Annotated in this window: 25 protein-coding genes; 15 read left to right on the top strand and 10 right to left on the bottom strand. The window is 58.8% G+C overall.

What is annotated here, in order from left to right:
- Nucleotides 1–240: 240 nt before the first annotated feature.
- The 3 genes from ACWR1S_RS25625 to ACWR1S_RS25615 all read right to left on the bottom strand — a co-directional run bounded on the left by ACWR1S_RS25625 (nt 241) and on the right by ACWR1S_RS25615 (nt 3,299).
- Nucleotides 241–1,899: a cation acetate symporter gene (locus tag ACWR1S_RS25625; RefSeq protein ID WP_454565436.1), complete on the bottom strand. Its 1,659-nt coding sequence runs from the start codon at nt 1,897–1,899 to the stop codon at nt 241–243.
- The gene (locus tag ACWR1S_RS25620) at nt 1,896–2,207 is read right to left on the bottom strand and encodes a DUF485 domain-containing protein (protein ID WP_034151547.1); all 312 of its coding nucleotides are present in this window, start codon (nt 2,205–2,207) and stop codon (nt 1,896–1,898) included. The genes ACWR1S_RS25625 and ACWR1S_RS25620 overlap by 4 nt, the downstream gene beginning before the upstream one ends.
- 240 nt (nt 2,208–2,447) lie before the next feature.
- Nucleotides 2,448–3,299: a glycine betaine ABC transporter substrate-binding protein gene (locus ACWR1S_RS25615; RefSeq protein ID WP_105709413.1), complete on the bottom strand. Its 852-nt coding sequence runs from the start codon at nt 3,297–3,299 to the stop codon at nt 2,448–2,450.
- A 286-nt stretch (nt 3,300–3,585) separates the two neighbouring features.
- Between ACWR1S_RS25615 and ACWR1S_RS25610 the strand changes: the two genes are divergently transcribed.
- A complete protein-coding gene (locus ACWR1S_RS25610; protein ID WP_454565435.1) occupies nt 3,586–5,181 on the top strand; it encodes a glycoside hydrolase family 17 protein in 1,596 nt (531 codons plus the stop codon).
- A gap of 99 nt (nt 5,182–5,280) precedes the next feature.
- On the opposite strand, the gene ACWR1S_RS25605 is transcribed toward ACWR1S_RS25610, so the two are convergent.
- Nucleotides 5,281–5,649 carry a hypothetical protein gene (locus tag ACWR1S_RS25605; protein WP_454565434.1) on the bottom strand — a complete coding sequence of 123 codons (369 nt, stop codon included), beginning with the start codon at nt 5,647–5,649 and terminating at the stop codon, nt 5,281–5,283.
- A gap of 224 nt (nt 5,650–5,873) precedes the next feature.
- Between ACWR1S_RS25605 and ACWR1S_RS25600 the strand changes: the two genes are divergently transcribed.
- Both ACWR1S_RS25600 and ACWR1S_RS25595 read left to right on the top strand, forming a co-directional pair.
- Nucleotides 5,874–7,172, top strand: coding sequence for a hypothetical protein (locus tag ACWR1S_RS25600; protein ID WP_064117369.1), 1,299 nt, complete (start codon nt 5,874–5,876; stop codon nt 7,170–7,172).
- Nucleotides 7,165–7,953, top strand: coding sequence for an MlaA family lipoprotein (locus ACWR1S_RS25595; protein ID WP_108226817.1), 789 nt, complete (start codon nt 7,165–7,167; stop codon nt 7,951–7,953). Before ACWR1S_RS25600 ends, ACWR1S_RS25595 begins: the two co-directional genes overlap by 8 nt.
- A 128-nt stretch (nt 7,954–8,081) precedes the next feature.
- On the opposite strand, the gene ACWR1S_RS25590 is transcribed toward ACWR1S_RS25595, so the two are convergent.
- Nucleotides 8,082–8,996, bottom strand: a complete 915-nt coding sequence (locus tag ACWR1S_RS25590) for a DUF808 domain-containing protein (protein ID WP_454565433.1) — start codon at nt 8,994–8,996, stop codon at nt 8,082–8,084.
- A gap of 135 nt (nt 8,997–9,131) precedes the next feature.
- Between ACWR1S_RS25590 and ACWR1S_RS25585 the strand changes: the two genes are divergently transcribed.
- On the top strand, nt 9,132–9,737 hold the full coding sequence (locus ACWR1S_RS25585; RefSeq protein WP_007919931.1) for a TetR/AcrR family transcriptional regulator: 606 nt from the start codon (nt 9,132–9,134) through the stop codon (nt 9,735–9,737).
- Between the two features lie 113 nt (nt 9,738–9,850).
- On the opposite strand, the gene ACWR1S_RS25580 is transcribed toward ACWR1S_RS25585, so the two are convergent.
- Together ACWR1S_RS25580 and ACWR1S_RS25575 are read right to left on the bottom strand one after the other, a co-directional pair.
- Complete coding sequence (locus tag ACWR1S_RS25580; RefSeq protein WP_454565432.1) at nt 9,851–10,309, bottom strand: REP-associated tyrosine transposase; 459 nt, start codon at nt 10,307–10,309, stop codon at nt 9,851–9,853.
- A gap of 210 nt (nt 10,310–10,519) precedes the next feature.
- Nucleotides 10,520–10,960, bottom strand: a complete 441-nt coding sequence (locus tag ACWR1S_RS25575; RefSeq protein ID WP_454565431.1) for a GlcG/HbpS family heme-binding protein — start codon at nt 10,958–10,960, stop codon at nt 10,520–10,522.
- Nucleotides 10,961–11,228: 268 nt separating this feature from the next.
- Here ACWR1S_RS25575 and gcl point away from each other — a divergent pair, with 268 nt between their 5' ends.
- The 8 genes from gcl to ACWR1S_RS25535 all read left to right on the top strand — a co-directional run bounded on the left by gcl (nt 11,229) and on the right by ACWR1S_RS25535 (nt 20,827).
- On the top strand, nt 11,229–13,004 hold the full coding sequence (gene gcl, locus ACWR1S_RS25570; RefSeq protein WP_053118459.1) for a glyoxylate carboligase: 1,776 nt from the start codon (nt 11,229–11,231) through the stop codon (nt 13,002–13,004).
- A 138-nt stretch (nt 13,005–13,142) separates the two neighbouring features.
- Nucleotides 13,143–13,925, top strand: a complete 783-nt coding sequence (gene hyi / locus ACWR1S_RS25565) for a hydroxypyruvate isomerase (RefSeq protein ID WP_454565430.1) — start codon at nt 13,143–13,145, stop codon at nt 13,923–13,925.
- Nucleotides 13,926–14,085: 160 nt separating this feature from the next.
- Entirely contained in the window at nt 14,086–14,979 is an 894-nt protein-coding gene (locus ACWR1S_RS25560) for a 2-hydroxy-3-oxopropionate reductase (protein WP_007919937.1), read from the top strand.
- A gap of 161 nt (nt 14,980–15,140) precedes the next feature.
- Nucleotides 15,141–16,415 (top strand): glycerate kinase type-2 family protein, encoded by a 1,275-nt coding sequence (locus ACWR1S_RS25555; protein ID WP_454565429.1) that lies wholly within the window; start codon nt 15,141–15,143, stop codon nt 16,413–16,415.
- Nucleotides 16,412–17,827 (top strand): pyruvate kinase, encoded by a 1,416-nt coding sequence (gene pyk / locus ACWR1S_RS25550; RefSeq protein ID WP_116032412.1) that lies wholly within the window; start codon nt 16,412–16,414, stop codon nt 17,825–17,827. Before ACWR1S_RS25555 ends, pyk begins: the two co-directional genes overlap by 4 nt.
- A gap of 136 nt (nt 17,828–17,963) precedes the next feature.
- A complete protein-coding gene (locus ACWR1S_RS25545) occupies nt 17,964–18,878 on the top strand; it encodes an urea transporter (RefSeq protein ID WP_454565428.1) in 915 nt (304 codons plus the stop codon).
- A gap of 21 nt (nt 18,879–18,899) precedes the next feature.
- Nucleotides 18,900–19,724 (top strand): ion transporter, encoded by an 825-nt coding sequence (locus tag ACWR1S_RS25540; protein ID WP_007919942.1) that lies wholly within the window; start codon nt 18,900–18,902, stop codon nt 19,722–19,724.
- A 104-nt stretch (nt 19,725–19,828) separates the two neighbouring features.
- On the top strand, nt 19,829–20,827 hold the full coding sequence (locus tag ACWR1S_RS25535) for a sulfate ABC transporter substrate-binding protein (protein WP_034151535.1): 999 nt from the start codon (nt 19,829–19,831) through the stop codon (nt 20,825–20,827).
- 240 nt (nt 20,828–21,067) lie between these two features.
- Here ACWR1S_RS25535 and ACWR1S_RS25530 read toward each other — a convergent pair whose 3' ends face one another.
- Nucleotides 21,068–21,688 (bottom strand): hypothetical protein, encoded by a 621-nt coding sequence (locus ACWR1S_RS25530; RefSeq protein WP_454565427.1) that lies wholly within the window; start codon nt 21,686–21,688, stop codon nt 21,068–21,070.
- Nucleotides 21,689–21,932: 244 nt separating this feature from the next.
- Here ACWR1S_RS25530 and ACWR1S_RS25525 point away from each other — a divergent pair, with 244 nt between their 5' ends.
- Entirely contained in the window at nt 21,933–23,120 is a 1,188-nt protein-coding gene (locus tag ACWR1S_RS25525; protein ID WP_454565426.1) for an MFS transporter, read from the top strand.
- 69 nt (nt 23,121–23,189) lie between these two features.
- Here ACWR1S_RS25525 and ACWR1S_RS25520 read toward each other — a convergent pair whose 3' ends face one another.
- Nucleotides 23,190–23,594, bottom strand: coding sequence for a type II toxin-antitoxin system HicB family antitoxin (locus ACWR1S_RS25520; RefSeq protein ID WP_454565425.1), 405 nt, complete (start codon nt 23,592–23,594; stop codon nt 23,190–23,192).
- Between the two features lie 301 nt (nt 23,595–23,895).
- On the opposite strand from ACWR1S_RS25520, the gene ACWR1S_RS25515 reads away from it, so the two are divergent.
- Nucleotides 23,896–24,363: a helix-turn-helix domain-containing protein gene (locus ACWR1S_RS25515; protein ID WP_454565424.1), complete on the top strand. Its 468-nt coding sequence runs from the start codon at nt 23,896–23,898 to the stop codon at nt 24,361–24,363.
- A complete protein-coding gene (locus ACWR1S_RS25510; protein WP_454565423.1) occupies nt 24,360–24,935 on the top strand; it encodes a PIN domain-containing protein in 576 nt (191 codons plus the stop codon). The genes ACWR1S_RS25515 and ACWR1S_RS25510 overlap by 4 nt, the downstream gene beginning before the upstream one ends.
- 57 nt (nt 24,936–24,992) lie before the next feature.
- Here the strand turns inward: ACWR1S_RS25510 and ACWR1S_RS25505 are convergent, their stop codons facing one another.
- Entirely contained in the window at nt 24,993–25,397 is a 405-nt protein-coding gene (locus ACWR1S_RS25505; RefSeq protein ID WP_016987493.1) for a hypothetical protein, read from the bottom strand.
- Between the last annotated feature and the right edge of the window lies 1 nt (nt 25,398).

The following is a 25,398-nucleotide window of genomic DNA, read 5'->3' as shown; positions in this document are numbered from 1 at the left end:
GCGAAGGAACCCCGAGCCCCAGCGAGCGGGCCGCACGTAGGAGCAAGCGTTTTTTGCTTACTTTTTTTGGCGTTTGAAAAAAAGTGAGTCGCCGTCAGGGCGAAACCCTAAGCCGCCGTTACCGCAGCAACGGATATACCCCCAATCAAAAAACACCCCCAAGTCCGATTACCGCCCACAAAAAATGCCCCGATCTCTCAACCGGGGCATTCAGCACAACATTACAACACCATCAAACCATCAGTGAGAAACCGCCCCACTCGCCCCCAACCCAGTCTGCGAACGCACAAACTGCGGGAAGAACAGCGCACGTTCTTTGTCCGCCGCCGCCGACTTATCAGTAATCGAGAAGAACCAGATCCCGACAAAGGCAATGATCATCGAAAACAGCGCCGGATACTCATAAGGGAAAATCGCCTTCTCATGATGCAGAATCTGCACCCAAATGGTCGGGCCAAGAATCATCAGCCCCACCGCACTGATCAACCCCAACCAGCCGCCAATCATCGCGCCACGAGTCGTCAGCTTCTTCCAGTACATCGAAAGCAACAACACCGGGAAGTTACAGCTCGCCGCAATCGAGAACGCCAAGCCAACCATGAACGCAATGTTCTGGCTTTCGAACAAGATACCCAAGCCAATAGCCAGAATACCCAGCGCAACCGTGGTGATCTTCGAAACGCGAATCTCATCCTTGTCGTTAGCCTTGCCCTTTTTGATCACGCTGGCATACAGGTCATGCGACACCGCCGAAGCACCGGCCAGCGTCAGCCCCGCCACTACCGCCAGAATGGTCGCAAACGCTACCGCCGAGATAAAGCCAAGGAAAATACTGCCGCCCACCGCGTCAGCCAGGTGCACCGCCGCCATGTTGTTACCGCCGAGCAGAGCGCCCGCTGCATCTTTGAAGGCCGGATTGGTGCTGACCAGCAGGATCGCGCCAAAGCCGATAATGAAGGTCAGGATGTAGAAGTAACCAATGAAGCCAGTCGCGTACAACACACTCTTACGGGCTTCTTTGGCGTCACTCACGGTGAAGAAGCGCATGAGAATGTGCGGCAGGCCCGCAGTACCGAACATCAGCGCCAGACCGAGGGAGAACGCCGAAATCGGATCTTTCACCAGACCGCCCGGGCTCATGATCGCCTCACCTTTCGGGTGAACCTTGATCGCTTCCGAGAACAGCATGTTGAAGTCGAAGTTGACGTGTTTCATCACCATCAGCGCCATGAACGAGGCACCGGACAGCAACAACACAGCCTTGATGATCTGCACCCAAGTGGTCGCCAGCATGCCGCCGAACAGCACGTACATGCACATCAGGATACCGACCAGAATCACCGCCACGTAGTAGTCGAGGCCGAACAACAGCTGAATCAGCTTGCCGGCACCGACCATTTGCGCGATCAGGTAGAACGCCACCACCACCAACGAACCGCAGGCCGACAGGGTGCGGATCTGGGTTTGCCCGAGGCGGTAGGACGCCACGTCGGCAAAGGTGTATTTACCCAGGTTGCGCAGTCGCTCGGCGATCAGGAACAGAATGATCGGCCAGCCCACCAGGAAGCCGATCGAGTAGATCAGGCCATCGTAGCCGGAAGTGAACACCAGCGCGGAAATCCCCAGGAAGGACGCCGCCGACATGTAGTCACCGGCAATCGCCAGACCGTTCTGGAAACCGGTGATCTTGCCGCCCGCCGCATAGTAGTCGGCAGCCGACTTGTTACGTTTGGACGCCCAGTACGTGATGCACAGGGTGGCGCCAACGAACACTACGAACATGGCGATCGCAGCGACGTTGAGCGGTTGCTTGTGAACTTCGCCAGTCAGGGCGTCAGCGGCCCAGACGGCAGGCGCGAACGCCGAGATGCTCAGAAGAGCCAGTAGACGCCGGATCATTGCTGAGCCTCCTTGAGAATCGCATTGTTCAGGTCGTCAAACTCGCCATTGGCGCGGCGCACGTAAATACCGGTCAGGACGAAGGCCGAGATAATCAGGCCGACACCGATCGGAATACCCCAGGTAATCGAAGATTCAGGACTGAGTTTCGCCCCGAGCACTTGCGGCCCGTACGCGATCAGCAGGATGAATGCGGAGTACAGCCCAAGCATGATTGCCGAGAGAATCCAGGCGAATCGTTCCCTTTTCTGAACCAGCTCCTTGAATCGGGGACTGTTTTGAATCGAGAGGTAAATGCTGTCGTTCATTGTTTTTATCCTCGCAGCACAGATTATTATTGGAACATAGCTAATGTATGCGGCTGCGGGAGCGGTAACAGACGACCTTAGTAGTAGAACGCCATGACACTTTTGCCAATTTCCGGTACACGCAAAACGACTGTGGGAGCGAGCTTGCTCGCGAAGGCGTCGTATCAGTCAACACATCAGTCGACTGATAGACCGCTTTCGCGAGCAAGCTCGCCCCCACAGGGTTAGGCGGTGAGGCTTTTATTTAGTCCAGTCAGCCACGCGATCCGGGTGCTTGGCGACCCAATCCTTCGCCGCTGCGTCAGGCTTGGCACCGTCCTGAATCGCCAGCATGACTTCGCCGATTTCGTCTTTCGACGCCCACTGGAAGTTTTTCAGGAACTTGGCCACTTCCGGCGCTTTGGTCGCCAGTTCTTTGCTGCCGATGCTGTTCACGGTTTCAGCCGCGCCATACACGCCTTTCGGGTCGTCGAGGAAGCGCAGTTTCCACTTGGCGAACATCCAGTGCGGCACCCAACCGGTGACGGCGATCGATTCGTTTTTCTTCTCGGCACGGGTCAGCTCGGCAATCATGCCAGCGCCGGAACTGGCCTTGAGCGAGTACTTGTCGAGACCATAATCCTTGATCGCCTGATCGGTCTTGAGCATCACGCCTGAACCGGCGTCGATGCCGACGATGCGATTCTTGAAGGTGTCGTCGGTTTTCAGGTCTTCGATCGACTTGGCTTTCACATACTCCGGCACGATCAGGCCGATTTTCGCGTCCTTGAAGTTCGGGCCGTAATCGACGACCAGATCCTTGTTCTTCGTCCAGTATTCGCCGTGGGTCACGGGCAGCCAGGCCGAGAGCATGGCGTCGAGCTTGCCGGTGGCAACACCCTGCCACATGATCCCGGTGGCGACGGCTTGCAGTTTCACGTCGTAGCCAAGTTTCTGTTTGATCACTTCGGCCGCCACGTGGGTGGTCGCGACGCTGTCGGACCAGCCGTCAACGTAACCGATGTTCAGGGTCTGTTTTTCTGCGCTGGCGAAAGTGGAACTCATCGCAAGCACCAGAGCGGCACCTGCGCCTAAAAGTCGTCGCATCTTCATCGTTACTTCCCCGAAATGCTGCGCCCGACGGATGCCGGGCATCGTCAACGTATTGTTATGGTGCACAGCGCCCCCATCACGCCTGACCGCAAACCAACTCGAACATCAGCGGAGTACTGATGCCTTGATCATCAACCTGACGCCGCAGGCGACCTGCTCTGTCAGCGACCTCAAGGCAACGAGAAACGACATCAGAAGGCCATTAATCGCGGCTATATAAATGACGCCAATTAATCCGCCCGAACTTTGCATGTGCAAATCATGCAGGTCACCAACCCCTCTATAAATGCAGGTAACATGCCTCGCTTTGCAGCCACTCGGCCTGACCATGTCCGCGACTTCCCGCTTCCCCTTTCTGCCTTATCTCTTCGCCTGCCTGCTCGGGCTGTTTGCCCTCGGCGGCTTCTGGTACGGCCTCGGCCAACCGGTAATCCTGCCGGACGCCGCGACCCCGACGCACAAATTGCAATGCGCCTCCTACACGCCGTTCGATAAAGACCAGTCGCCATTCGACGTGCCGTTCAAGCTGCGCCCGGAACGCATGGACGCTGACCTTGCGTTGCTGGCGACACGCTTTGAGTGCATTCGTACCTATTCGATGACGGGCCTTGAGGCGCTGCCGGATCTGGCGCGCAAACATGGTCTGAAATTGATGATCGGCGCCTGGGTCAACAGCAACCCGGTGGACACCGAGAAAGAAGTCGACCTGCTGATCAAATCGGCCAACACCAACCCGGACGTAGTCAGTGCAGTGATCGTCGGTAACGAAGCCTTGCTGCGCAAGGAAGTTACCGGTGCGCAACTGGCGAAGCTGATCAACAAGGTCAAGAGCCAGGTCAAGCAACCGGTCACGTATGCCGATGTCTGGGAGTTCTGGCTCAAGCATCCGGAAATCGCGCCAGCGGTGGACTTCCTGACCATCCACTTGCTGCCGTACTGGGAGGATGATCCGTCGAACATTGACGTTGCCCTGCAACATGTCGCGGAAGTGCGTCAGGTGTTCGGCAATAAATTTGCGCCGAAAGACGTGATGATCGGTGAGACCGGCTGGCCGAGCGAAGGCCGCCAGCGTGAGACTGCCCTGCCGAGTCGGGTCAACGAGGCCAAGTTCATTCGTGGTTTTGTCGCGATGGCCGAGAAAGAAGGCTGGCATTACAACCTGATTGAAGCGTTTGACCAGCCGTGGAAGCGCGGCAGCGAAGGCGCGGTCGGTGGGTATTGGGGCTTGTTTGACGCCGATCGCCAGGACAAGGGTGTGCTGGCCGGACCAGTGACCAACATGCCTTACTGGAAGGAATGGCTGGCGGTCGGTGGTTTGATTTTTCTTGGCACGCTGATGCTCGGCGGTGCCGTTCGCACGACGCGCTCGGCTTTGGTCTTGCCGCTGCTGGGCGCCCTCGCCGCTTGCTCGATTGGCGCTTGGGGTGATCTGGCGCGGGTGACCACGCGGTTTGCCAGCGAATGGTTGTGGGTCGGCTTGCTGACGGCGTTGAATCTATTGGTGTTGGCGCACGCTGCGCTGACGTTGAGCTCGCGTACCGGCTGGCGTGAACGAGTGTTCAATCGGCTGGAGCGTCGCGCTGGGTGGCTGGTCGCGGCAGCAGGTTTTGCCGCGGCAGTGATGATGCTGGAGATGGTCTTCGATCCGCGTTATCGCAGCTTTGCGAGCATGGCGTTTGTGCTGCCGGCGCTGGTTTATCTGTGCCGGCCGGTCAGCGTGCCGCGTCGCGAGATTGCGTTGCTGACGTTTATTGTCGGTGCAGGGATTGCGCCGCAGTTGTATCAGGAAGGTTTGCAGAATCAGCAGGCGTGGGGTTGGGCGTTGGTGAGCGCTTTGATGGTGGCTGCTCTTTGGCGCTGCCTGCGGGTTCGCAAGACCTAAGCTTCATCGGCTGAAATGCCCCAATCGCGAGCAGGCTCACTCCTACAGTTTGGAATGCGTTCCCATTGTAGGAGTGAGCCTGCTCGCGATAGCTGACTATCAGGCGCTGCGGGACTCGCGGACCAGTCGCAACCCCGCAATCACCAACGCAAACACCGCCAACGTGGTGTTGTACAACGCCAGCGCCGGCAATCCGGCCACCAGCGCCAACACCGCCAGCCACCACCCTGCCCGCCCGGGCAAGACGAAACCTATCAGCGCCGCGCCCAGTGCCGTCCAGCCCAATACCTTGAAGTGAATCATCAGCCCAAGGTTGGAACGCACCTGGCATTCCCAACGGCTGGCCTCATCAACACAGATGCCCACCCATTTTCCGTCCTCCATAAAGCCATAGCGCGCGCCATAGCTGGCGGCCAGCCATAACGGCAACAGAACGAGCAGCAGAATCACGGGCAAGCGGCGGGACATGAAACACTCCAATCTTCGGAAATCGGCGGCCAGCTTAATCTGCCGCCAGCCGTGTGCAAGAACTAACAACTGTTAACTGTTCATTCAGGGCGTGCAAAGTGTATCGTCCAGCTACTATTACTCCGAATTCTGCCTGTTTGGTGCCGCAGCATGGCACTTTGGCGCAAACCCGGTGGTCATAGCCTGCGAACTTCATTCGGCACCTTCCTCTAAGGGATCTAGTCATGCTCCGTTCCTTGCGCTTCGCCGCGCTGTTCAGCGGCCTTATTCTGAGTGCGTCCGCACTGGCGGTGGATATCGACGCCGCCAGTTATGGCTACCCCCTGACCAACCCGTTCGAGGCGACCATCGCCACGACTCCGCCAGACTTGCGCCCGGAATTGCCGCTGGACGACGACATCAATCAGTCGGACCGCAGCCTGACGTTGCGTCCGGAACGAGAGTTCATCCTGCCGGACAACTTCTGGGCGGTGAAAAAGCTCACCTACCGCATCGCCACCCAGGACAAGCCCGCACCGCTGATCTTCCTGATCGCCGGCACCGGCGCGCGTTATGACAGCACGCTCAACGAATACCTGAAGAAGCTCTACTACAAGGCCGGCTACCACGTCGTGCAATTGTCGTCGCCGACCAGTTTCGACTTCATCAGCGCTGCTTCGCGTTTCGCCACCCCGGGTGTGACCAAAGAAGACGCCGAAGACATGTACCGGGTGATGCAGGCCGTACGCGCGCAGAACCCCAAGCTGCCAGTCACCGAGTACTACCTGACCGGCTACAGCCTCGGCGCCCTTGATGCCGCATTCGTCGCGCATCTGGACGAGACGCGCCGCAGCTTCAACTTCAAGAAAGTCCTGCTGCTCAATCCGCCGGTCAACCTCTACACCTCGGTCACCAACCTCGACAAGTTGGTACAAACCGAAGTCAAAGGCATCAACAACAGCACCACCTTCTATGAGTTGGTGCTGAGCAAGTTGACCCGCTACTTCCAGCAGAAAGGCTACATCGACCTCAACGATGCGCTGCTCTATGACTTCCAGCAGTCCAAGCAGCACCTGACCAACGAACAGATGGCGATGCTGATCGGCACCTCGTTCCGCTTCTCGGCGGCCGACATTGCCTTCACCTCCGATCTGATCAACCGTCGCGGCCTGATCACCCCGCCGAAATTTCCGATCACCGAAGGCACCAGCCTCACGCCGTTCCTCAAGCGTGCACTGCAATGCGACTTCGACTGCTACCTGACCGATCAGGTGATCCCGATGTGGCGCGCGCGCACCGACGGCGGCAGCCTGCTGCAACTGATCGATCAGGTCAGCCTGTATGCGCTCAAGGATTACCTGCACGACAGCCCGAAAATCGCCGTGATGCACAACGCCGATGACGTGATCCTCGGCCCGGGCGACCTCGGGTTCCTGCGCAAGACCTTCGGTGATCGTCTGACCGTTTATCCACTGGGCGGCCATTGCGGCAACCTTAACTACCGCGTCAACAGCGACGCCATGCTGGAGTTCTTCCGTGGCTAAATATCTCCTGCTGATGGCAGCGCTCCTCTGCGCAGGCGTGGCCCAGGCCGACAACAGTAAAGCCAACGCGCCGGTGGTCGTCGACAGCGACGGCTTCAAAGAGCCGCTGTCCAAACTCAAATTCAACCCGGGGCTGGATCAACGCGAATTCGAGCGTTCGACGCTCAACGCGCTGAACGTCTACGACCCGCTGGAATCGTGGAACCGCCGGGTTTACCACTTCAACTATCGCTTCGACCAATGGGTGTTCCTGCCGGTGGTCGATGGCTACCGTTACATCACGCCAAGCTTCGTGCGCACCGGGGTAAGCAACTTCTTCAATAACCTCGGTGACGTGCCGAACCTGGTCAACAGCCTGTTGCAGTTCAAAGGCCAGCGCTCGATGGAAACCACCGCGCGCCTGCTGCTCAACACCACCATCGGCATCGCCGGCCTGTGGGATCCGGCCACCGCCATGGGCCTGCCGCGTCAGAGCGAAGACTTCGGTCAGACGTTGGGCTTCTATGGTGTGCCGGGGGGTGCCTACTTCGTGCTGCCGATCTTCGGCCCGTCGAACATCCGTGACACCGCAGGTCTGGCCGTGGATTACACCGCCGAATCGGCGATCAACTTCCTCAACGTCTCGGAAGTCAGCTCCAACCACCCGGAAATCTGGGCGTTGCGTGCAGTCGACAAGCGTTATCAGACCAGCTTCCGCTACGGTCAGATGAACTCGCCGTTCGAGTACGAGAAAGTGCGCTACGTGTACACCGAAGCACGCAAGTTGCAGATCGCCGAGTAAAAACGGCTGCCACAAAACACTGTGGGAGCGAGCTTGCTCGCGAATGCGGTAGTCCAGTCAACATTTAAGTCGACTGATACTCCGCTTTCGCGAGCAAGCTCGCTCCCACATTTGTTTTGTGTCGCTGGTTAGCCCTTCACGACTTTCCAGATTTTGCCGACGACAGAAACCACCGCCAACACCACCGCACCGGCAATAATCCCCGCGACACCATTGAGCAACATCGGCACCACAAACCCGGCACTCCCCGCCGCTGCGCCAACGCCTTCAATCCAGTCATGCACGACCGGCACGCCATGGGTGAGGATGCCGCCGCCGACCAGGAACATCGCTGCCGTACCGACCACCGACAAGGTTTTCATCATGTACGGCGCGGCGCTGAGGATGGCGCTGCCGATTTTCTTCGCGAACTGCCCAGGCTTCTGGGTCAGCCACAAACCGAGATCGTCGAGCTTGACGATGCCCGCCACCAAGCCGTAAACGCCAACCGTCATGACGATGGCAATGCCCGACATCACGATCACTTGCTGAGTCAGCGAAGCAGTAGCCACGGTGCCCAAGGTGATCGCGATAATCTCTGCCGACAGAATAAAGTCAGTGCGAATCGCACCTTTGATCTTGTCTTTCTCGTACGCCACCAGATCCGTCGCCGGATCAGCCACAGCCTCAGTCAGTTGCGCATGCCCGGCTTCATCTTCAGCTTCGCTGTGCAGAAACTTGTGCGCGAGCTTCTCGAAGCCCTCGAAGCACAGGTACGCACCACCGACCATCAACAACGGCGTGACCAGCCATGGCACGAACGCACTGATCGCCAGCGCCGACGGCACCAGGATCAGTTTATTGACGAACGAGCCTTTGGCCACGGCCCAGACCACGGGAATTTCCCGCTCGGCACGCACGCCGGAGACCTGCTGGGCGTTGAGCGCCAGATCGTCGCCGAGTACGCCGGCGGTCTTCTTGGCGGCCATTTTGCTCATCAACGCCACGTCATCCAGCACCGTGGCAATATCGTCGACCAGCACCAGCAAACTGCTTCCTGCCATGAATCCTGTTTCCTTTTATGTATGAATGTTGCGAAGCATAACGCGACCATCGACCACGCGGGGCATTCTTGAGCGCCGCGCGAGGCCGGTGCTACCATGCGCAACCGCCAGAACAGGCAAGGAACCACCGGGTTTATGAGCACAATCCGCGAGCGCAACAAAGAACTGATCCTGCGTGCCGCCAGTGAGGAGTTTGCCGACAAGGGCTTCGCTGCGACCAAAACCAGCGACATCGCCGCCAAGGCGGGATTGCCCAAGCCCAATGTCTACTACTACTTCAAGTCCAAGGAAAACCTCTATCGCGAGGTATTGGAAAGCATCATCGTGCCGATTTTGCAGGCTTCGACGCCGTTCAATCCGGACGGCGTGCCGAGCGAAGTGCTGAGCGGTTACATCCGCTCGAAGATCCGCATCTCCCGCGATCTGCCGTTCGCCTCGAAAGTGTTCGCCAGCGAAATCATGCACGGCGCGCCGCACCTGAGCGCCGACCTGGTCGAGCAACTCAACGGCCAGGCCAAGCACAACATCGACTGCATCCAGAGCTGGATCGACCGCGGCCAGATCGCCCCGATCGACCCTAATCACCTGATGTTCAGCATCTGGGCCGCGACCCAGACGTACGCCGACTTCGACTGGCAGATTTCTGCGGTGACCGGCAAGGACAAGCTGGACGAGGCAGATTATGAAGCGGCGGCGCAGACGATTATCCGGTTGGTGCTGAAAGGGTGTGAGCCGGACTGATAGACCGCGGTGACTGCTTCGCGAGCAAGCTCGCTCCCACATTGGATCTGTGGCGTTCACAAATCCCCTGTGGGAGCGAGCTTGCTCGCGAATGGAGCGACTCGATTTGACTGTCAGACCCAAATCGCATCCCACAGTGGATAATCGCCAAATTTCTGCACTAAGCCTGCTCGCAATGGGTTGGCCACGACATATCGCGCTATTTTCACCAGATCCTCCTCTCTGCGCAGTGCCCGATCGTGAAACCCCTGCTGCCACAGACTGCCTTCTCTATTCGCGGCCAGATTCACTGCCCTCGCGCTCAAGGATTTGGTCCGTTGCATCAGGTCACTCAAGGAACCTCGCTTCAAATCGATCAACCAATGAAAGTGGTCAGGCATAACTACCCACGCCAAAGAATCGGCAAAGCCCTGCTCTTGGGCGTTTCGAAATTGGTCAACGACCAACCTGCCCAACGCAAAATCGTGGAAAACAGGTTCGCGATGTAGCGTATTGGCAGTCAGCAGATAAATTCGGTTGAGCTCGTCATAACGACCAAAGCGCAAGCGATGTGAAGCGGACCGTTTCGGCATTCCTTTGCCCCTTTCAAGAGATGACTTGAAAGGTTAGATGTGCACACGGGGAGGAAGCGTCAAGACTGTTAGCCAGATGTGTCCGTTGAACCGCCTTCGCGAGCAAGCTCGCTCCCACAGGGGATTTGAGGTGTTCACACTTTATGTGTCAGAACACAAACCTGTGGGAGCGAGCTTGCTCGCGAAGACTTCAGTTCAGACGCTACAAAATCAAGCAGCCACCCCCGCATCCGCCCGCAACTCCAACGCCTCCACCGCTTTAATCGCCACCTGCTCATCAATATCCGACAGATCGCCGCTAATGCCGATCGCGCCCAGCACATTCCCCGCCTGATCCCGAATCAACACACCACCCGGTGCCGGCACGACGCTGCCCTGGCCCATGCTGTTCAGCGCGGCAATAAACGCCGGGCGTTGTTGCGCGTCGAGTGCCAGCAGGCGTGAGCCTTTGCCCAGCGCGATGGCGCCCCAGGCTTTGCCGATGGCGATGTTCGGGCGGAGCAGGCTGGCGCCGTCTTCGCGTTGCAGGGTCACCAGGTGGCCGCCGGTGTCGAGTACTGCGATGGTCAGGGGTGCGGCGTTGATGCCGCGCCCTGCGTTGATGGCCTCGTTGACCAGTTTGACTGCGACTTTCAAGGTTAAAGCGCTCATGGTGCCGTCCTCATTTTGTTATAGGGAAAGTCGTGGGCCTGCGGTTTTGTGCCGCAGTCCGATGCAACAAATAGAACACAATGAATTATTTTTTTGTATACAATAATTCTCGAAAAGCGCCACATGCGACGAAAAGCCACAGTCATAAAGGCTTCCGACGAATGAAACAGGCGCTTGAGAAAATGGATTGACCTGCGCCGTCCGCCGTGAATACACTCTGCGCAAAGCCACTTGTATACAATTACAAAACGTAAAGAGGCACAAAACCATGAGCAAAATGAGAGCAATCGAAGCCGCCGTTCTGGTGATGCGCCGTGAAGGGGTTGATACCGCTTTTGGCATCCCGGGCGCTGCCATCAACCCGCTGTACTCCGCCTTGCAGAAAGTCGGTGGCATCGATCACGTCCTTGCTCGCCACGTCGAAGGCGCCTCGCACATGGCCGAGGGCTACACCCGCACTAAAGCCGGCAACATCGGCGTGTGCATCGGCACTTCCGGCCCTGCCGGTACCGACATGGTCACCGGGCTCTACAGCGCCTCGGCCGACTCGATTCCAATCCTCTGCATTACCGGCCAGGCACCCCGCGCCCGTATGCACAAGGAGGACTTCCAGGCTGTCGACATCACCAGCATCGTCAAGCCAGTCACCAAGTGGGCGACCACTGTTCTGGAACCAGGCCAGGTGCCTTACGCGTTCCAGAAAGCGTTTTTTGAAATGCGCTCCGGCCGTCCAGGCCCAGTGCTGATCGACCTGCCGTTCGACGTGCAGATGGCCGAAATCGAATTCGACATCGACGCTTACCAGCCGCTGCCATTGGCCAAACCGACCGCTACCCGCATTCAGGTCGAGAAGGCTTTGGCGCTGCTCGATCAGGCTGAGCGTCCACTGTTGGTAGCAGGCGGCGGCATCATCAACGCCGACGCCAGCGATCTGCTGGTTGAATTCGCTGAGCTGACCGGCATCCCGGTAATCCCGACCCTGATGGGCTGGGGCACCATCCCGGACGATCACCCGCTGATGGTTGGCATGGTCGGTCTGCAGACGTCGCACCGTTACGGCAACGCGACCATGCTGAAATCCGACGTGGTGTTGGGGATCGGTAACCGTTGGGCTAACCGCCACACCGGTTCGGTTGACGTTTACACCGAAGGCCGCAAGTTCATTCACGTCGACATCGAAGGCACGCAGATCGGTCGTGTGTTCACGCCGGATCTGGGCATCGTTTCCGACGCCGCTGCTGCACTGACCGTGTTCATCGAAGTCGCGCGTGAATGGCAAGCCGCCGGCAAGCTGAAAAACCGCAGTGCCTGGCTGCAAGACTGCCAGCAGCGCAAAGCCAGCCTGCATCGCAAGACTCACTTCGACAACGTGCCGGTGAAACCACAGCGCGTTTACGAAGAAATGAACCAGGTGTTCGGCAAGGACACCTGCTACGTCAGCACCATTGGTCTGTCGCAGATTGCCGGCGCGCAGTTCCTGCACGTCTACAAGCCGCGTCACTGGATCAACTGTGGCCAGGCCGGCCCGTTGGGCTGGACCATTCCGGCAGCGCTGGGCGTGGTGAAGGCCGATCCGAACCGCAAAGTCGTGGCCCTGTCGGGGGACTATGACTTCCAGTTCATGATCGAAGAACTGGCGGTCGGCGCTCAGTTCAAACTGCCGTACATCCACGTCGTGGTGAACAACTCGTACCTGGGTCTGATCCGTCAGGCGCAGCGCGGGTTCGAAATGGACTACTGCGTGCAGCTGTCCTTCGATAACCTGAACGCGCCAGAACTCAACGGTTACGGTGTTGACCACGTTGCAGTGGCTGAAGGCCTCGGCTGTAAAGCGCTGCGTGTGTTCGAACCCTCGGAAATCGCCCCTGCCCTGCGCAAGGCCGAACAGATGATCGAAGAGTTCAAGGTGCCGGTGATCGTCGAGATCATTCTGGAGCGTGTGACCAACATCTCCATGGGTACCGAGATCAACGCCGTCAACGAATTCGAAGACCTGGCGCTGGTCGGCAACGATGCGCCAACGGCGATTTCGCTGCTTGATTGATTGCTGACCGCTGATCGTTCCCACGCTCTGCGTGGGAATGCAGCCCAGGACGCTCTGCGTCCCAAAGCGGACGCAGAGCGTCCATTGAGGCATTCCCACGCAGAGCGTGGGAACGAGAATCTAGAACGGGAGACCACCATGCCGCGTTTCGCAGCCAACCTGTCCATGCTGTTCACCGAACAGGATTTCCTTGCCCGTTTCGACGCCGCCGCCAAGGCTGGCTTCAGCGGTGTCGAGTATCTGTTCCCGTACGACTTCAGCTCTGCCGAAATCAAGGCCAAGCTCGACGCCAACGGTCTGACCCAAGTGCTGTTCAACCTGCCGGCCGGTGACTGGGCCAAGGGCGAGCGCGGTATCGCGTGTCTGCCGGATCGGGTTGAAGAGTTCCGCGCCGGTGTCGATCTGGCGATTGCCTACGCGCAAGTGCTGGGCAACACCCAGATCAACTGCCTGGCCGGTATTCGTCCACAAGGCGTTGACGATGCCACGGTAGAAAAGACCTTCGTCACCAACCTCAAATACGCCGCCGACAAGCTGCAGGCAGCGGGCATCAAACTGGTGATGGAAGCGATCAACACCCGTGACATCCCGGGTTTCTACTTGAACAACACGGCGCAAGCCCTGTCGATTCGCGAGCAGGTCGGCAGCGCCAATCTGTTCCTGCAATACGACATCTATCACATGCAAATCATGGAAGGCGATCTGGCCCGCACCCTGCAATCGCACCTGGGCGAGATCAACCATGTGCAGCTCGCGGACAACCCGGGCCGTAACGAACCAGGCACCGGTGAAATCAACTACCGCTTCCTGTTCGAACACCTCGATCGCATCGGTTATCAGGGTTGGGTGGGTTGCGAATACAAGCCGCTGACCACCACTGAAGCTGGCCTGGGCTGGCTGAAAACCCACAACGCAATCTAAAGAACACTGCAAAAACCCTGTGGGAGCGAGCTTGCTCGCGAATGCGGTGGTTCAGTCAACACGGATATTGAATGTTCCACCGCATTCGTGAGCAAGCTCACTCCCACACAGAGCAGCTCCCCTATTTGCTTGAGCAAGACAAAAACAAGAGGATTTTCTCATGGCTAAAATCGGATTTATCGGCACCGGCATCATGGGCCACCCAATGGCTTCGAACCTGCAGAAAGCCGGTCACAGCCTGTTCCTGTCGGCGCACCACGACGCCGCCCCGGCCGATCTGGTGGCCGCCGGCGCCGTTGCCCTGGCCAACCCGCGCGAAGTGGCGCAGGAAGCTGAATTCATCATCGTCATGGTCCCGGATACCCCACAGGTCGACGACGTACTGTTCCGCGCCGACGGCGTTGCCGCTGGCCTGAGCAAAGGCAAAATCGTCATCGACATGAGCTCGATCTCGCCGACTGCCACCAAAGCCTTCGCTGCGAAGATCAACGAGAAAGGCGCGCAGTACCTCGACGCACCGGTTTCCGGCGGTGAAGTCGGCGCTAAAGCCGCAACCCTGAGCATCATGATCGGTGGCGACGCCGATGCCTTCGAACGCGCTCTGCCGCTGTTCCAGGCCATGGGCAAAAACATCACTTTGGTCGGTGGCAATGGCGACGGTCAAACCGCCAAAGTGGCGAACCAGATCATCGTCGCGCTGAACATTCAGGCCGTTGCTGAAGCCCTGCTGTTCGCTTCGAAAAACGGTGCTGATCCGGCCAAGGTGCGTGAAGCACTGATGGGTGGTTTTGCTTCCTCGAAGATTCTTGAAGTGCACGGCGAGCGCATGATCAAAGGCACCTTCGATCCAGGCTTCCGCATCAGCCTGCACCAGAAGGACCTGAACCTGGCCCTACAAGGCGCCAAAGAGCTGAACATCAACCTGCCAAACACCGCCAACGCCCAGCAAGTGTTCAGCACCTGCGCGGCCATCGGTGGCAGCAACTGGGACCACTCGGCGCTGATCAAGGGTCTGGAACACATGGCCAACTTCTCGATTCGCGACAACAAATAAGCCACTGCCCCACCGCTTAAAACCTGTGGGAGCGAGCTTGCTCGCGAAGAGGGCGTGTCAGTCGACATGGATATTGACTGATCCACCGCTTTCGCGAGCAAGCTCGCTCCCACAGGGATCTCTACCGCCCTTTCGAATAACAAGAATTCCGGGAGCCCGCCATGTCGGTCGATCCGCAACAACTGCTGCGCGAGCTGTTTGCCACAGCCATCGACGCGGCCCATCCGAACCAAGTCCTCGAAGCCCATCTGCCTGCCGATCGTAGCGGCCGGATGATCGTCATCGGTGCCGGCAAAGCCGCCGCCGCCATGGCACAAGTGGTCGAGCGCTGCTGGGAGGGTGACGTGTCTGGCCTGGTGGTGACCCGTTACGGTCACGGCGCCCCGTGCGAAAAAATCGAAGTCGTCGAAGCCGCGCACCCGGTGCCGGACGCTGCCGGTCTGGCCGTGGCCAAACGCGTGCTCGAACTGGTCAGCAATCTGACTGAAGACGACCGCGTGATCTTCCTGCTCTCCGGTGGCGGCTCTGCCCTGCTGGCGTTGCCGGCCGCAGGCATCACCCTCGCCGACAAGCAGTCGATCAACAAAGCCCTGCTCAAATCCGGCGCGACCATCGGCGAGATGAACTGCGTGCGCAAGCACCTCTCGGCGATCAAGGGCGGACGTCTGGGCAAGGCCTGCTGGCCTGCCACTGTTTACACCTACGCGATTTCCGATGTACCGGGCGACCTCGCCACGGTCATCGCATCCGGCCCGACCGTGGCTGACCCAAGCACCTCCGCTGAAGCGCTGGCGATCATCAAGCGCTACGGCATCGAGATCCCGGCGTCAGTACGCAACTGGTTGCAAAGCCCGGAATCGGAAACCGTCAAACCCGGCGACCCGAGCCTGGCACGCAGTCACTTCCAGTTGATCGCCCGCCCTCAGCAATCGCTGGATGCCGCTGCGGTGAAATGCCGTCAGGCCGGTTTCAGTACGCTGATCCTCGGCGATCTCGAAGGCGAATCCCGTGAAGTGGCGAAAGTCCACGCCGGCATCGCTCGTCAGATCATCAATCACGGCCAGCCACTCGCAACGCCGTGCGTGATTCTCTCCGGCGGCGAAACCACCGTCACCGTGCGCGGCAATGGCCGTGGCGGACGCAACGCCGAATTCCTCCTCAGCCTCACCGACAGCCTCAAAGGCCAGCCCGGGGTTTATGCCCTGGCCGGTGACACCGACGGCATCGACGGCTCGGAAGACAACGCCGGCGCGATCATGACCCCGGACAGCTACGCCCGCGCCGCCGCCCTTGGCTTAAGCGCCAGCGATGAACTGGATAACAACAACGGCTACGGCTATTTCGCGGCGCTCGACGCGCTGATCGTCACCGAGCCGACCCGCACCAACGTCAACGACTTCCGCGCCATTCTGATCCTTGAGAGCTGCAAATCATGACGCCTGATAAAAAGGTCAAAATCCTCGCCACCCTCGGGCCTGCTGTTGATGGCATCGAAGACATCCGCGAACTGGTCGAGGCCGGGGTGAATATCTTCCGCCTGAACTTCAGCCACGGCGATCACGCCGACCACGCCAAGCGCTATCAGTGGATCCGCGAAGTCGAGCGCCAGCTCAACTACCCGCTGGGCATTCTGATGGACTTGCAGGGGCCGAAACTGCGCGTCGGCAAGTTCGCTGACGGCAAAGTGCAGCTGCATCGTGGGCAAGCGTTCCGTCTGGATCTGGACGCGACACCGGGCGATGAGCGCCGGGTGAATCTGCCGCATCCGGAAATCATTGCCGCGCTGGAAGCGGGCATGGATCTGCTGCTCGACGACGGCAAACTGCGTCTGCGCGTAGTGACCAAGTACGACGACGCGATCGACACCACCGTGCTCAACGGTGGCGAACTGTCGGACCGCAAAGGCGTCAACGTGCCGCAAGCGGTGCTCGACCTCAGCCCGCTGACCGCCAAGGATCGCCGTGACCTGAGCTTCGGTCTGGAGCTGGGTGTGGACTGGGTCGCGCTGTCGTTTGTGCAACGCCCGCAAGACATCATCGAAGCCCGCGCACTGATCGGCGACAAAGCCTTTTTGATGGCGAAAATCGAGAAGCCTTCCGCCGTCGAGCAACTGCGTGAAATCGCTGAACTGAGCGACGCGATCATGGTGGCTCGCGGAGACCTCGGCGTTGAAGTACCTGCCGAAAGCGTGCCGCAGATTCAGAAAAACATCATCACCACCTGCCGTGAGCTGGGCAAACCGGTGGTGGTGGCGACGCAGATGCTCGAGTCGATGCGTTTCTCCCCTGCCCCGACCCGCGCCGAAGTGACCGACGTTGCCAACGCCGTGGCCGAAGGCGCCGATGCGGTGATGCTGTCGGCAGAAACCGCCTCCGGTGAGTACCCGCTGGAAGCCGTGCAGATGATGAGCAAGATCATTCGTCAGGTGGAAAACGGCCCGGATTATCAGACTCAGCTCGACGTCAGTCGGCCGAAAGCTGAAGCGACCGTTTCCGATGCGATCAGTTGCGCGATCCGTCGCATCAGCAACGTGCTGCCGGTGGCGGTGCTGGTCAACTACAGCGAGTCCGGTGCATCGAGTCTGCGTGCGGCGCGGGAACGGCCGAAAGCGCCGATTCTCAACCTGACGCCGAACCTGCAGACCGCGCGGCGTTTGAGCGTGGCGTGGGGGATTCATTCGGTGGTCAACGATCGCCTGCGTCAGGTTGATGAGGTTTGCTCGACCGCGCTGGAAATCGCCCAGGCGCAGGGTATGGCCGAGCGCGGCGACACGCTGCTGATCACTGCGGGTGTGCCGTTCGGGCAGCCTGGATCGACCAACTCGCTGCGGATCGAAACATTGATTTAACCGCCCACTATGATCGTTCCCACGCGCAGCAAAGGAATGCGGCCCGGGACGCTCTGCGTCCCAAGAGCAGACGCAGAGCGTCCTTTGAGGCATTCCCACGCAGAGCGTGGGAACGATCAGTACCGAATGAACTGCCATGCCTGCCAATCATTTCAACACCCACTGCCCCGACTGGGCCGAGGCTTTGCTCAACGGTTTCAGTCAAATATTCCTCCAGCGCCATCCGCTGTGCGGCCTGCTGTGCCTGTTGGCGATTCTGCTGACGGCACCGGTGCTGTTCGCCGGTGCGCTGCTCGGTGCCGTCGCCGGTTTGCTCACCGCGCAACGGCGCAACTACGCCAAGGCCGATCGCCAGGCTGGACTGTTCAGCTACAACGGCATCTTGCTCGGCCTGCTGCTGAGCCTGTATTTCCCATGGTCGCCAATGCTGCCGCCGCTGATTCTCGCAGCCGGCGGACTGAGCGCGATGGCCACGCAGCAATGGCTCAAACACGTCTACAGCAGCCGCGCCATACCGGCCTACACCTTGCCGTTCGTGGCCATGAGCTGGATTCTTCTACTGTTCACCGAACCGTCGGCGCCGATGTCACACATCGAGATGAACACGCTGAATCTGCTCGGCGCCGAACTGCGCGGTTTCGGCCAGGTGATGTTCCTCGGTCATCCACTGGCCGGCGCCCTGATCGCCATGGGATTGCTGATCGCCGATCGCCGCGCGTTTTGCTGGGCGATGCTGGCCTCGGCGATCGGTCTCGGCTCCAGCCTGCTGCACCACGAAACCAGCGCTGCGCTGTCAGGCCTTGGCAGCTATAACGCCGTGCTCGCTGCCCTCGCCTTCTCTTCGCAACGTCAACAACCGTGGTTGCCGCTGCTTGGCATCGTACTCGCGCTGCTGGTCACACCGCTGTTTGCAGCGGTTGGCCTTGCGACCCTGACCGCGCCCTTCATCCTCGCCGGCTGGCTGATCCGCGCCGGGATTCAGATGCTCGGCAAAACCGTCGTCGAGCGTGCGCCTTGCGCTCATGGGGAGAATCAACCTAGGCTGCGCTGATCTTCGATTCAGGCGTTATCCATGGACAGCAGCAACAGTTGGCGCGAACGGCTTTACGTCATGATTTTCCAGAGCGACACCCGCGCCGGGCGTCGCTTCGACGGCATTCTGCTGTTGATCATCCTCGCCAGCCTGGTGATCGTGATGCTCGACAGTATCGACAGCATTCACCAGAACTACGCCGACGTGCTGGCCTACATCGAGTGGGGCTTCACGATCATCTTTCTCGGCGAGTACATTCTGCGTCTGTACTGCTCGCCCAAGCCGTTGCGCTACGCCTTCAGCTTTTACGGGCTGGTGGATTTGCTGGCGATCGTGCCCGGCATCCTCGCCCTGTATTACAGCGATGCGCAGTACCTGCTGATCATTCGGATCATTCGGATGTTGCGGATCTTCCGTGTGCTCAAGCTCAGCCCGTACCTCAAGCAAGCCAATTACCTGATGTCGGCGCTGCGTGGCAGCAAGCAGAAGATCGTGGTGTTTCTGGTCAGCGTCTGCACCCTGGTGACGGTGTTCGGCACCCTGATGTACGTGATCGAAGGCCCGGAACACGGCTTCACCAGCATTCCCAAAGGCATCTATTGGGCTATCGTCACGTTGACCACGGTGGGCTTCGGCGACATCGTGCCGAAGACCCCGCTGGGTCAGGTGATTTCGTCGCTGGTGATGATCACCGGTTACTCGATCATCGCTGTACCGACGGGTATTTTCACCGCCGAGCTGGCTAACGCCATGCGCGGTGAACAACTGCAACACGACTGCCCGGTGTGCAAGAAAAACAGCCATGAACACGGCGCCGCGTTTTGCTCGCGATGCGGCAATGCACTGTTCAAGAAACTGGAATAAGCAAAGAGCTTTTTAATCTTTAAACGACTATGCGCGCCCCGTTATAGTCAGTGGCAATTGAACATCACCCCCTGCTTCTACATAGATAAAACAAGGAATGCGCAGTGAAAAAACTCTTTGGCGCCTCACTTCTCGCCGCCGGCCTGGCCTTGGCCAACATCGCTCAGGCAGCCCCGACGCTGCTTAACGTTTCCTACGACGTGATGCGTGATTTCTACAAGGACTACAACACTGCGTTCCAGAAACACTGGCAAGCCGAGCACAACGAAAACATCACCGTGCAGATGTCTTTCGGCGGTTCGAGCAAGCAAGCGCGTTCGGTGATCGACGGCCTGCCGGCTGACGTCATCACCATGAACATGGCCACCGACATCAACGCCCTCGCCGACAACGGCAAACTGGTGCCGGAAAACTGGGTCACCCGCCTGCCGAACAACAGCGCGCCGTTCACTTCGGCCACTGTGTTCATCGTGCGCAAAGGCAACCCGAAAGCCCTGAAAGACTGGCCGGATCTGCTCAAGGACGGCGTGCAAGTGATCGTGCCAAACCCGAAAACCTCGGGTAACGGCCGCTACACCTACCTGTCGGCCTGGGGTTATGTGCTGAAGAACGGTGGCGATGAGAACAAGGCCAAGGACTTCGTCGGCAAACTGTTCAAGCAAGCGCCGGTGCTGGATACCGGTGGCCGTGCCGCGACGACCACGTTCATGACCAACCAGATCGGCGACGTGCTGGTGACCTTCGAAAACGAAGCGGAAATGATTGCCCGCGAATTTGGTCGTGATCAGTTCGAAGTGATCTACCCGAGCGTTTCGGCTGAGGCCGAGCCGCCGGTTTCCGTGGTCGATAAAGTGGTCGACAAGAAAGGCTCGCGTGCAGCCGCTGATGAATACCTGAAGTACCTGTGGTCGCCGGAAGGTCAGGAGATTGCGGCGGCGAACTATTTGCGCCCGCGTGACCCGGCGGTGCTGGCGAAGTACACCGATCGTTTCCCGAAAGTTGATTTCCTCTCGGTGGAGAAGACGTTTGGTGACTGGCGTACGGTGCAGAAGACGCACTTCAATGATGGTGGGGTTTTCGATCAGATTTATAGCGGGCAGTAAGGTTTAAGCCGTGATGAAAAAGGCGACTCTCAGAGGTCGCCTTTTTTGTGGACGCCTTACCCTCACCCCAGCCCTCTCCCGGAGGGAGAGGGGGCCGACCGTGGGATGCTCAAAAGATTTGCCGACCTGAAAGTGCTGCTGTGAATCCATAATCGCTGCAAGTCTTTCAGGTCGATGTATAACGCCAGACACCTCGGTCAGTCCCCTCTCCCTCCGGGAGAGGGTTAGGGTGAGGGGCTTTTACATCGGCGGCGTCATCCCATCCTTACCCGCAGAAATCGCCTGTGCCGTCAGCGTGCCATCCGCACCCTGCGTGACGAACGTAACAATCTTCACCCCGACCTTCAGCAAACTCCGATCCCCGGGCACCAGATTGACGATCGGCACATCCTCCGGCACCAGAATCTTCTGCTGCCCGCCCTTGTAGTTCACCGTCAGCACCCGCCCGTTGCTCACCACCAGATCGCCGACGCTGCCATTGGTCATGCTGCTGCCCTTGGCCAGATCGAACGGTCGATGCCCGTCGCCGCTACCCGCCAGCTCCGGCGGAAACACATGCACTTCCAGCGCCTTGAGCGTGCCATCTTCCTGGGGCATGGCCGCCGAACCAATGTAGCTGCCGGGTTTGATGTCTTCGATATTGGCCAGAGTGACGGCGCGAACCTTGGTGTCGCCAGTTAACTGGATCACCACGTTCTCACCACTGTTGACGTGGACTTTCAAGCTGTCGGAGCTGACCCCGGTGATCTCGCCGCGCACGCCGAGGCGCATCCCCGGAGCATCGGCGGCCTGCACGCTCATCGCGCCGAGCAGGCTGATCAGGACAATCGTTGCGGTGTGGCGAAGCTGCTGACGAAACATTGCAATCCTCCGGTCATCAATGTTGAACAAGCCGATGCAAACATAAGCACGCTATCGAACAGGATGTAAGTGAATGTATCATCGACTCACAACGGTCGGACGCAAGGTCCGCCGATGGACAACAGGCTGACAGCCGCCAGTCATTCCGCAACGGAATAGCTGATATCAACCGCTGGCACCTTCTGCCCATGCGGATTAATCCTTAGCCTCACCGCATCCCCCTTTCGCTGGATCGAGAAACCTTATGACCACCACCACTCACGCAATGACCCGAGGCATGGTGCTGCTGTTCGCCTTCTGCTGCGGCGCCATCGTTGCCAACATCTACTACGCACAGCCGATCATCGGCCTGATCGCGCCGGACATCGGCCTCTCCGACACCATGGCCAGTTTCATCGTCTCGCTGACGCAGATTGGCTATGCGCTGGGCCTGTTCTTTCTGGTGCCTCTGGGCGATCTACTGGAGAACCGCCGGTTGATGATCATCACCACCGTGGTGGCGATTGCCAGCCTGCTGGCAGCAGCGTTTACCGATCAGCCGAACGTGTTCCTGCTGATCTCGTTACTGGTGGGCTTCAGTTCGGTGTCGGTGCAGATCCTGATTCCATTGGCGGCGCATCTGGCACCGGAAGAATCCCGTGGCCGGGTGGTCGGCGGGATCATGGGCGGCTTGCTGCTGGGCATTCTGCTGGCACGGCCGGTGTCGAGCGTGGTGGCCGACCATTTGGGCTGGCGGGCGATGTTCATGATTGCCGCCGCATTGATGGCGGCGATCAGCGTGGTACTGGCGCTGACCGTGCCCAAGCGCCAACCGGATCATAGCGCCACCTACGGCCAACTGATCGGCTCGTTGTGGACGCTGTTGCGCCAACAACCGGTGCTGCGTCAGCGCGCGTTTTATCAGGGCTGCATGTTCGCCACGTTCAGCCTGTTCTGGACCGCCGTGCCGCTGGAACTGGCGCGTAACCATGGCCTGTCGCAAAGCGAGATCGCGATCTTCGCCCTGGTCGGCGCCATCGGTGCCATCGCCGCGCCGATCAGCGGACGTCTGGCTGACGCTGGCCACACCCGCATCGCTTCGCTGCTGGCGATGATATTTGCCAGCCTGAGCTTCCTGCCGGCGTTCATTCATCCGGCCTACAGCGTCATCGGCCTGGCCGTAACCGGCGTGGTCCTCGACTTCTGCGTGCAGATGAACATGGTCCTCGGTCAGCGCGCGGTGTACTCGCTGGACGCAAAAAGCCGTGGTCGTCTGAACGCGCTGTACATGACCAGCATCTTTATCGGCGGCGCGTTTGGTTCGTCGGTGGCCAGTGCGGTGTATGAGCATGGCGGCTGGTTGTGGATCGTGATTGTCGGGAGTGTGTTTCCGCTGTTGGCGTTGTTGCGGTTTTTGAGTGTTTCGCAGCGTGGTTCATTGGCGACGGCGTAAGGCGTCAAAAGCTTCGCGAGCAGGCTCGCTCCCACAGGTTATTCATTTAGCCTGGGGGAGGGATGAGGCCTAATATCGAACCAGTTTTTCCATCGCCGCATCCGCCAGAAAGGAGGAGCGGCTTTTGACGTTGTGCTCGCGCACATAACGGTCGATTCGCTGAATCACATAGCCGGGCAACGTTACGTTGACCTTTTCGGTCTTGCCGAGATAGGGCGAGATATCCAGCTCCAGCATGCCCCAGCCCATGTCGGCAAACTCTGGATTACTACGGTGCGCGGTGGCAGATGTCGGCATAGGAATCGCGTCGCCAACTGTTGCCATCTCCTGCAGCATGATGTGCGCGATTGCAACGGCCGCATTGTAGGCATCTTCAAAGCTATCCCCTGCAGTCACGGCGCCAGGAATATCGGGGATCTGGATACCGATAGCAGTGTTCTCGTCGCCCCATTCGATGCAGATTGGATATTTCATTACGGATCTCCTTTGTTTTGCACCAACCGCCTCCATGCCTTGGCCTATTAAAAAACAACCCTAGAGTTATCTTTACTAAATCACAGAAATGCGCAGAGCAACGTCCGGTTGTCTTACAACATGTGATTGATTGCACCACAAGAATTCCCGATTAAACCTCCCCTGTGGAAGCAAGCCCACTCCCACAAAGCCCTCAACCAAATTGGGAATACTTCAACGCCACCGAGAAAGTTTCGTTTATTGCGATTTTCGTTTATTTCGAATAACGTTCCTGCATTCCTTATCAAATGCCGGAAAAATCATGTCGATCACTGTTCATCCCCCCATCAACCTCCCCCTAGAGCGCGAAGTCAAAGCCGCCATCGAAGGCCAGCGTGCCTTGGCCGCTTACTTGGCGACTGAATTTGAAACCCAGCACATCCAGATTTTCGACGAGCAAAATGAAGCGCACCGCGTCGAACTGCCGACCTCAGCCTTGCGCCTGCTAGTCGATATTCTAGCGGCGCTGGCAGAAGGCAATGCCGTCAAGGTGGTGCCGATTCATGCCGAACTGACCACTCAGGAAGCCGCTGACCTGCTCAATGTCTCACGCCCGCACATGATTAAACTGCTGGAAAGTGGCGAGATTTCCTACCACAAAACCGGCAAGCACCGACGTGTGCGCTTTGCCGATCTGATGGATTATAAAACCCGGCGAGACACCGCCAGCGAACAGGCAATGGCGCTTCTCGCAGAGCAGGCACAGGCACTAAGGACAGGATACGAGTGAGGCATTCCTCTTTCACGGCTGTATACGATGCATGTGTTTTGTACCCCGCCCCACTGAGAGACTTTCTGATGTGGTTAGCTCTCTCCGGGCGGTTCCGGGCACGATGGACAAAGGAGATTCACAGCGAATGGAAACGCAATTTATTGAAGAACCGCACTGACCTGACCATGGAACAACTGGATCGCACGTCTGATTTGATGGACCGCGCGATCCCCGAAGCTTGCGTCTGCGACTACGAAGAACTGGTCAACGGATTGTCATTGCCCGATCAGGATGACCGTCATGTACTGGCGGCAGCCATTCGCTGTGGTGCAGGCGTCATCGTGACGTTCAACTTGAAAGACTTTCCCGATACGCAGCTCGCCCCTTTTGGTATCGAAGCACAGCATCCCGATGAGTTCGTCGAAAACCTGTTCCATCTTGATTCGGCAGCAGTTGTCGCTGCCGCCCAAAAGCAGCGAAAACAACTGAAAACGCCAGCGATGGATGTCGAGTCGTTTTTGCGCTTACTGCAACGACAAGGATTGACCCAGTCGGTCCAAGCGCTTGAAGGTTATCGTGCCATTCTCTGAAGCACTCAGCACAAACGACAGACAACAAAACGGCGATCCAAAGATCGCCGTTTCCATTTACTGCCCGAACTGCTTGCCCAACCCCGGTGGCACGCCGTGGATGTTGGTGTCTTCCCACGGGCCGTTGGGGCTGACCGAGCGGCTCCAGCCGTTGTTCCAGCGGTAGTAGGTGCGCTGGCGGTAGAAAGTGTTGGTCTGGTCGTCGAGGACGTAGACGCCGAGTTTCTGGTCCCAGTGGCTGTTGCCGCCCGGTGGCGGTGCGAAGCTGGCCGAGGTGCGCGGGACGGGTTTGGCCGGTTTCGCCGGGATGCTTTTGCCGGGCGTTGGTGAGGTCGACGGGGTCGGGCTCGGTTGCGACGGCGGGATCGGCGGCAGGTTGGTGGTCGGTTCCGGTCGTTGCACCGCACATGCACTCAAGCCCAGGGCCAGTGTGAGGACTGTGATTCGGGCGATGGTGTGCATG

This window comes from Pseudomonas sp. AIG, assembly GCF_977020205.1.
The sequence above is the reverse complement of the archived record's forward strand: the minus strand, read 5'-3'. Positions and strand labels throughout refer to the sequence as shown.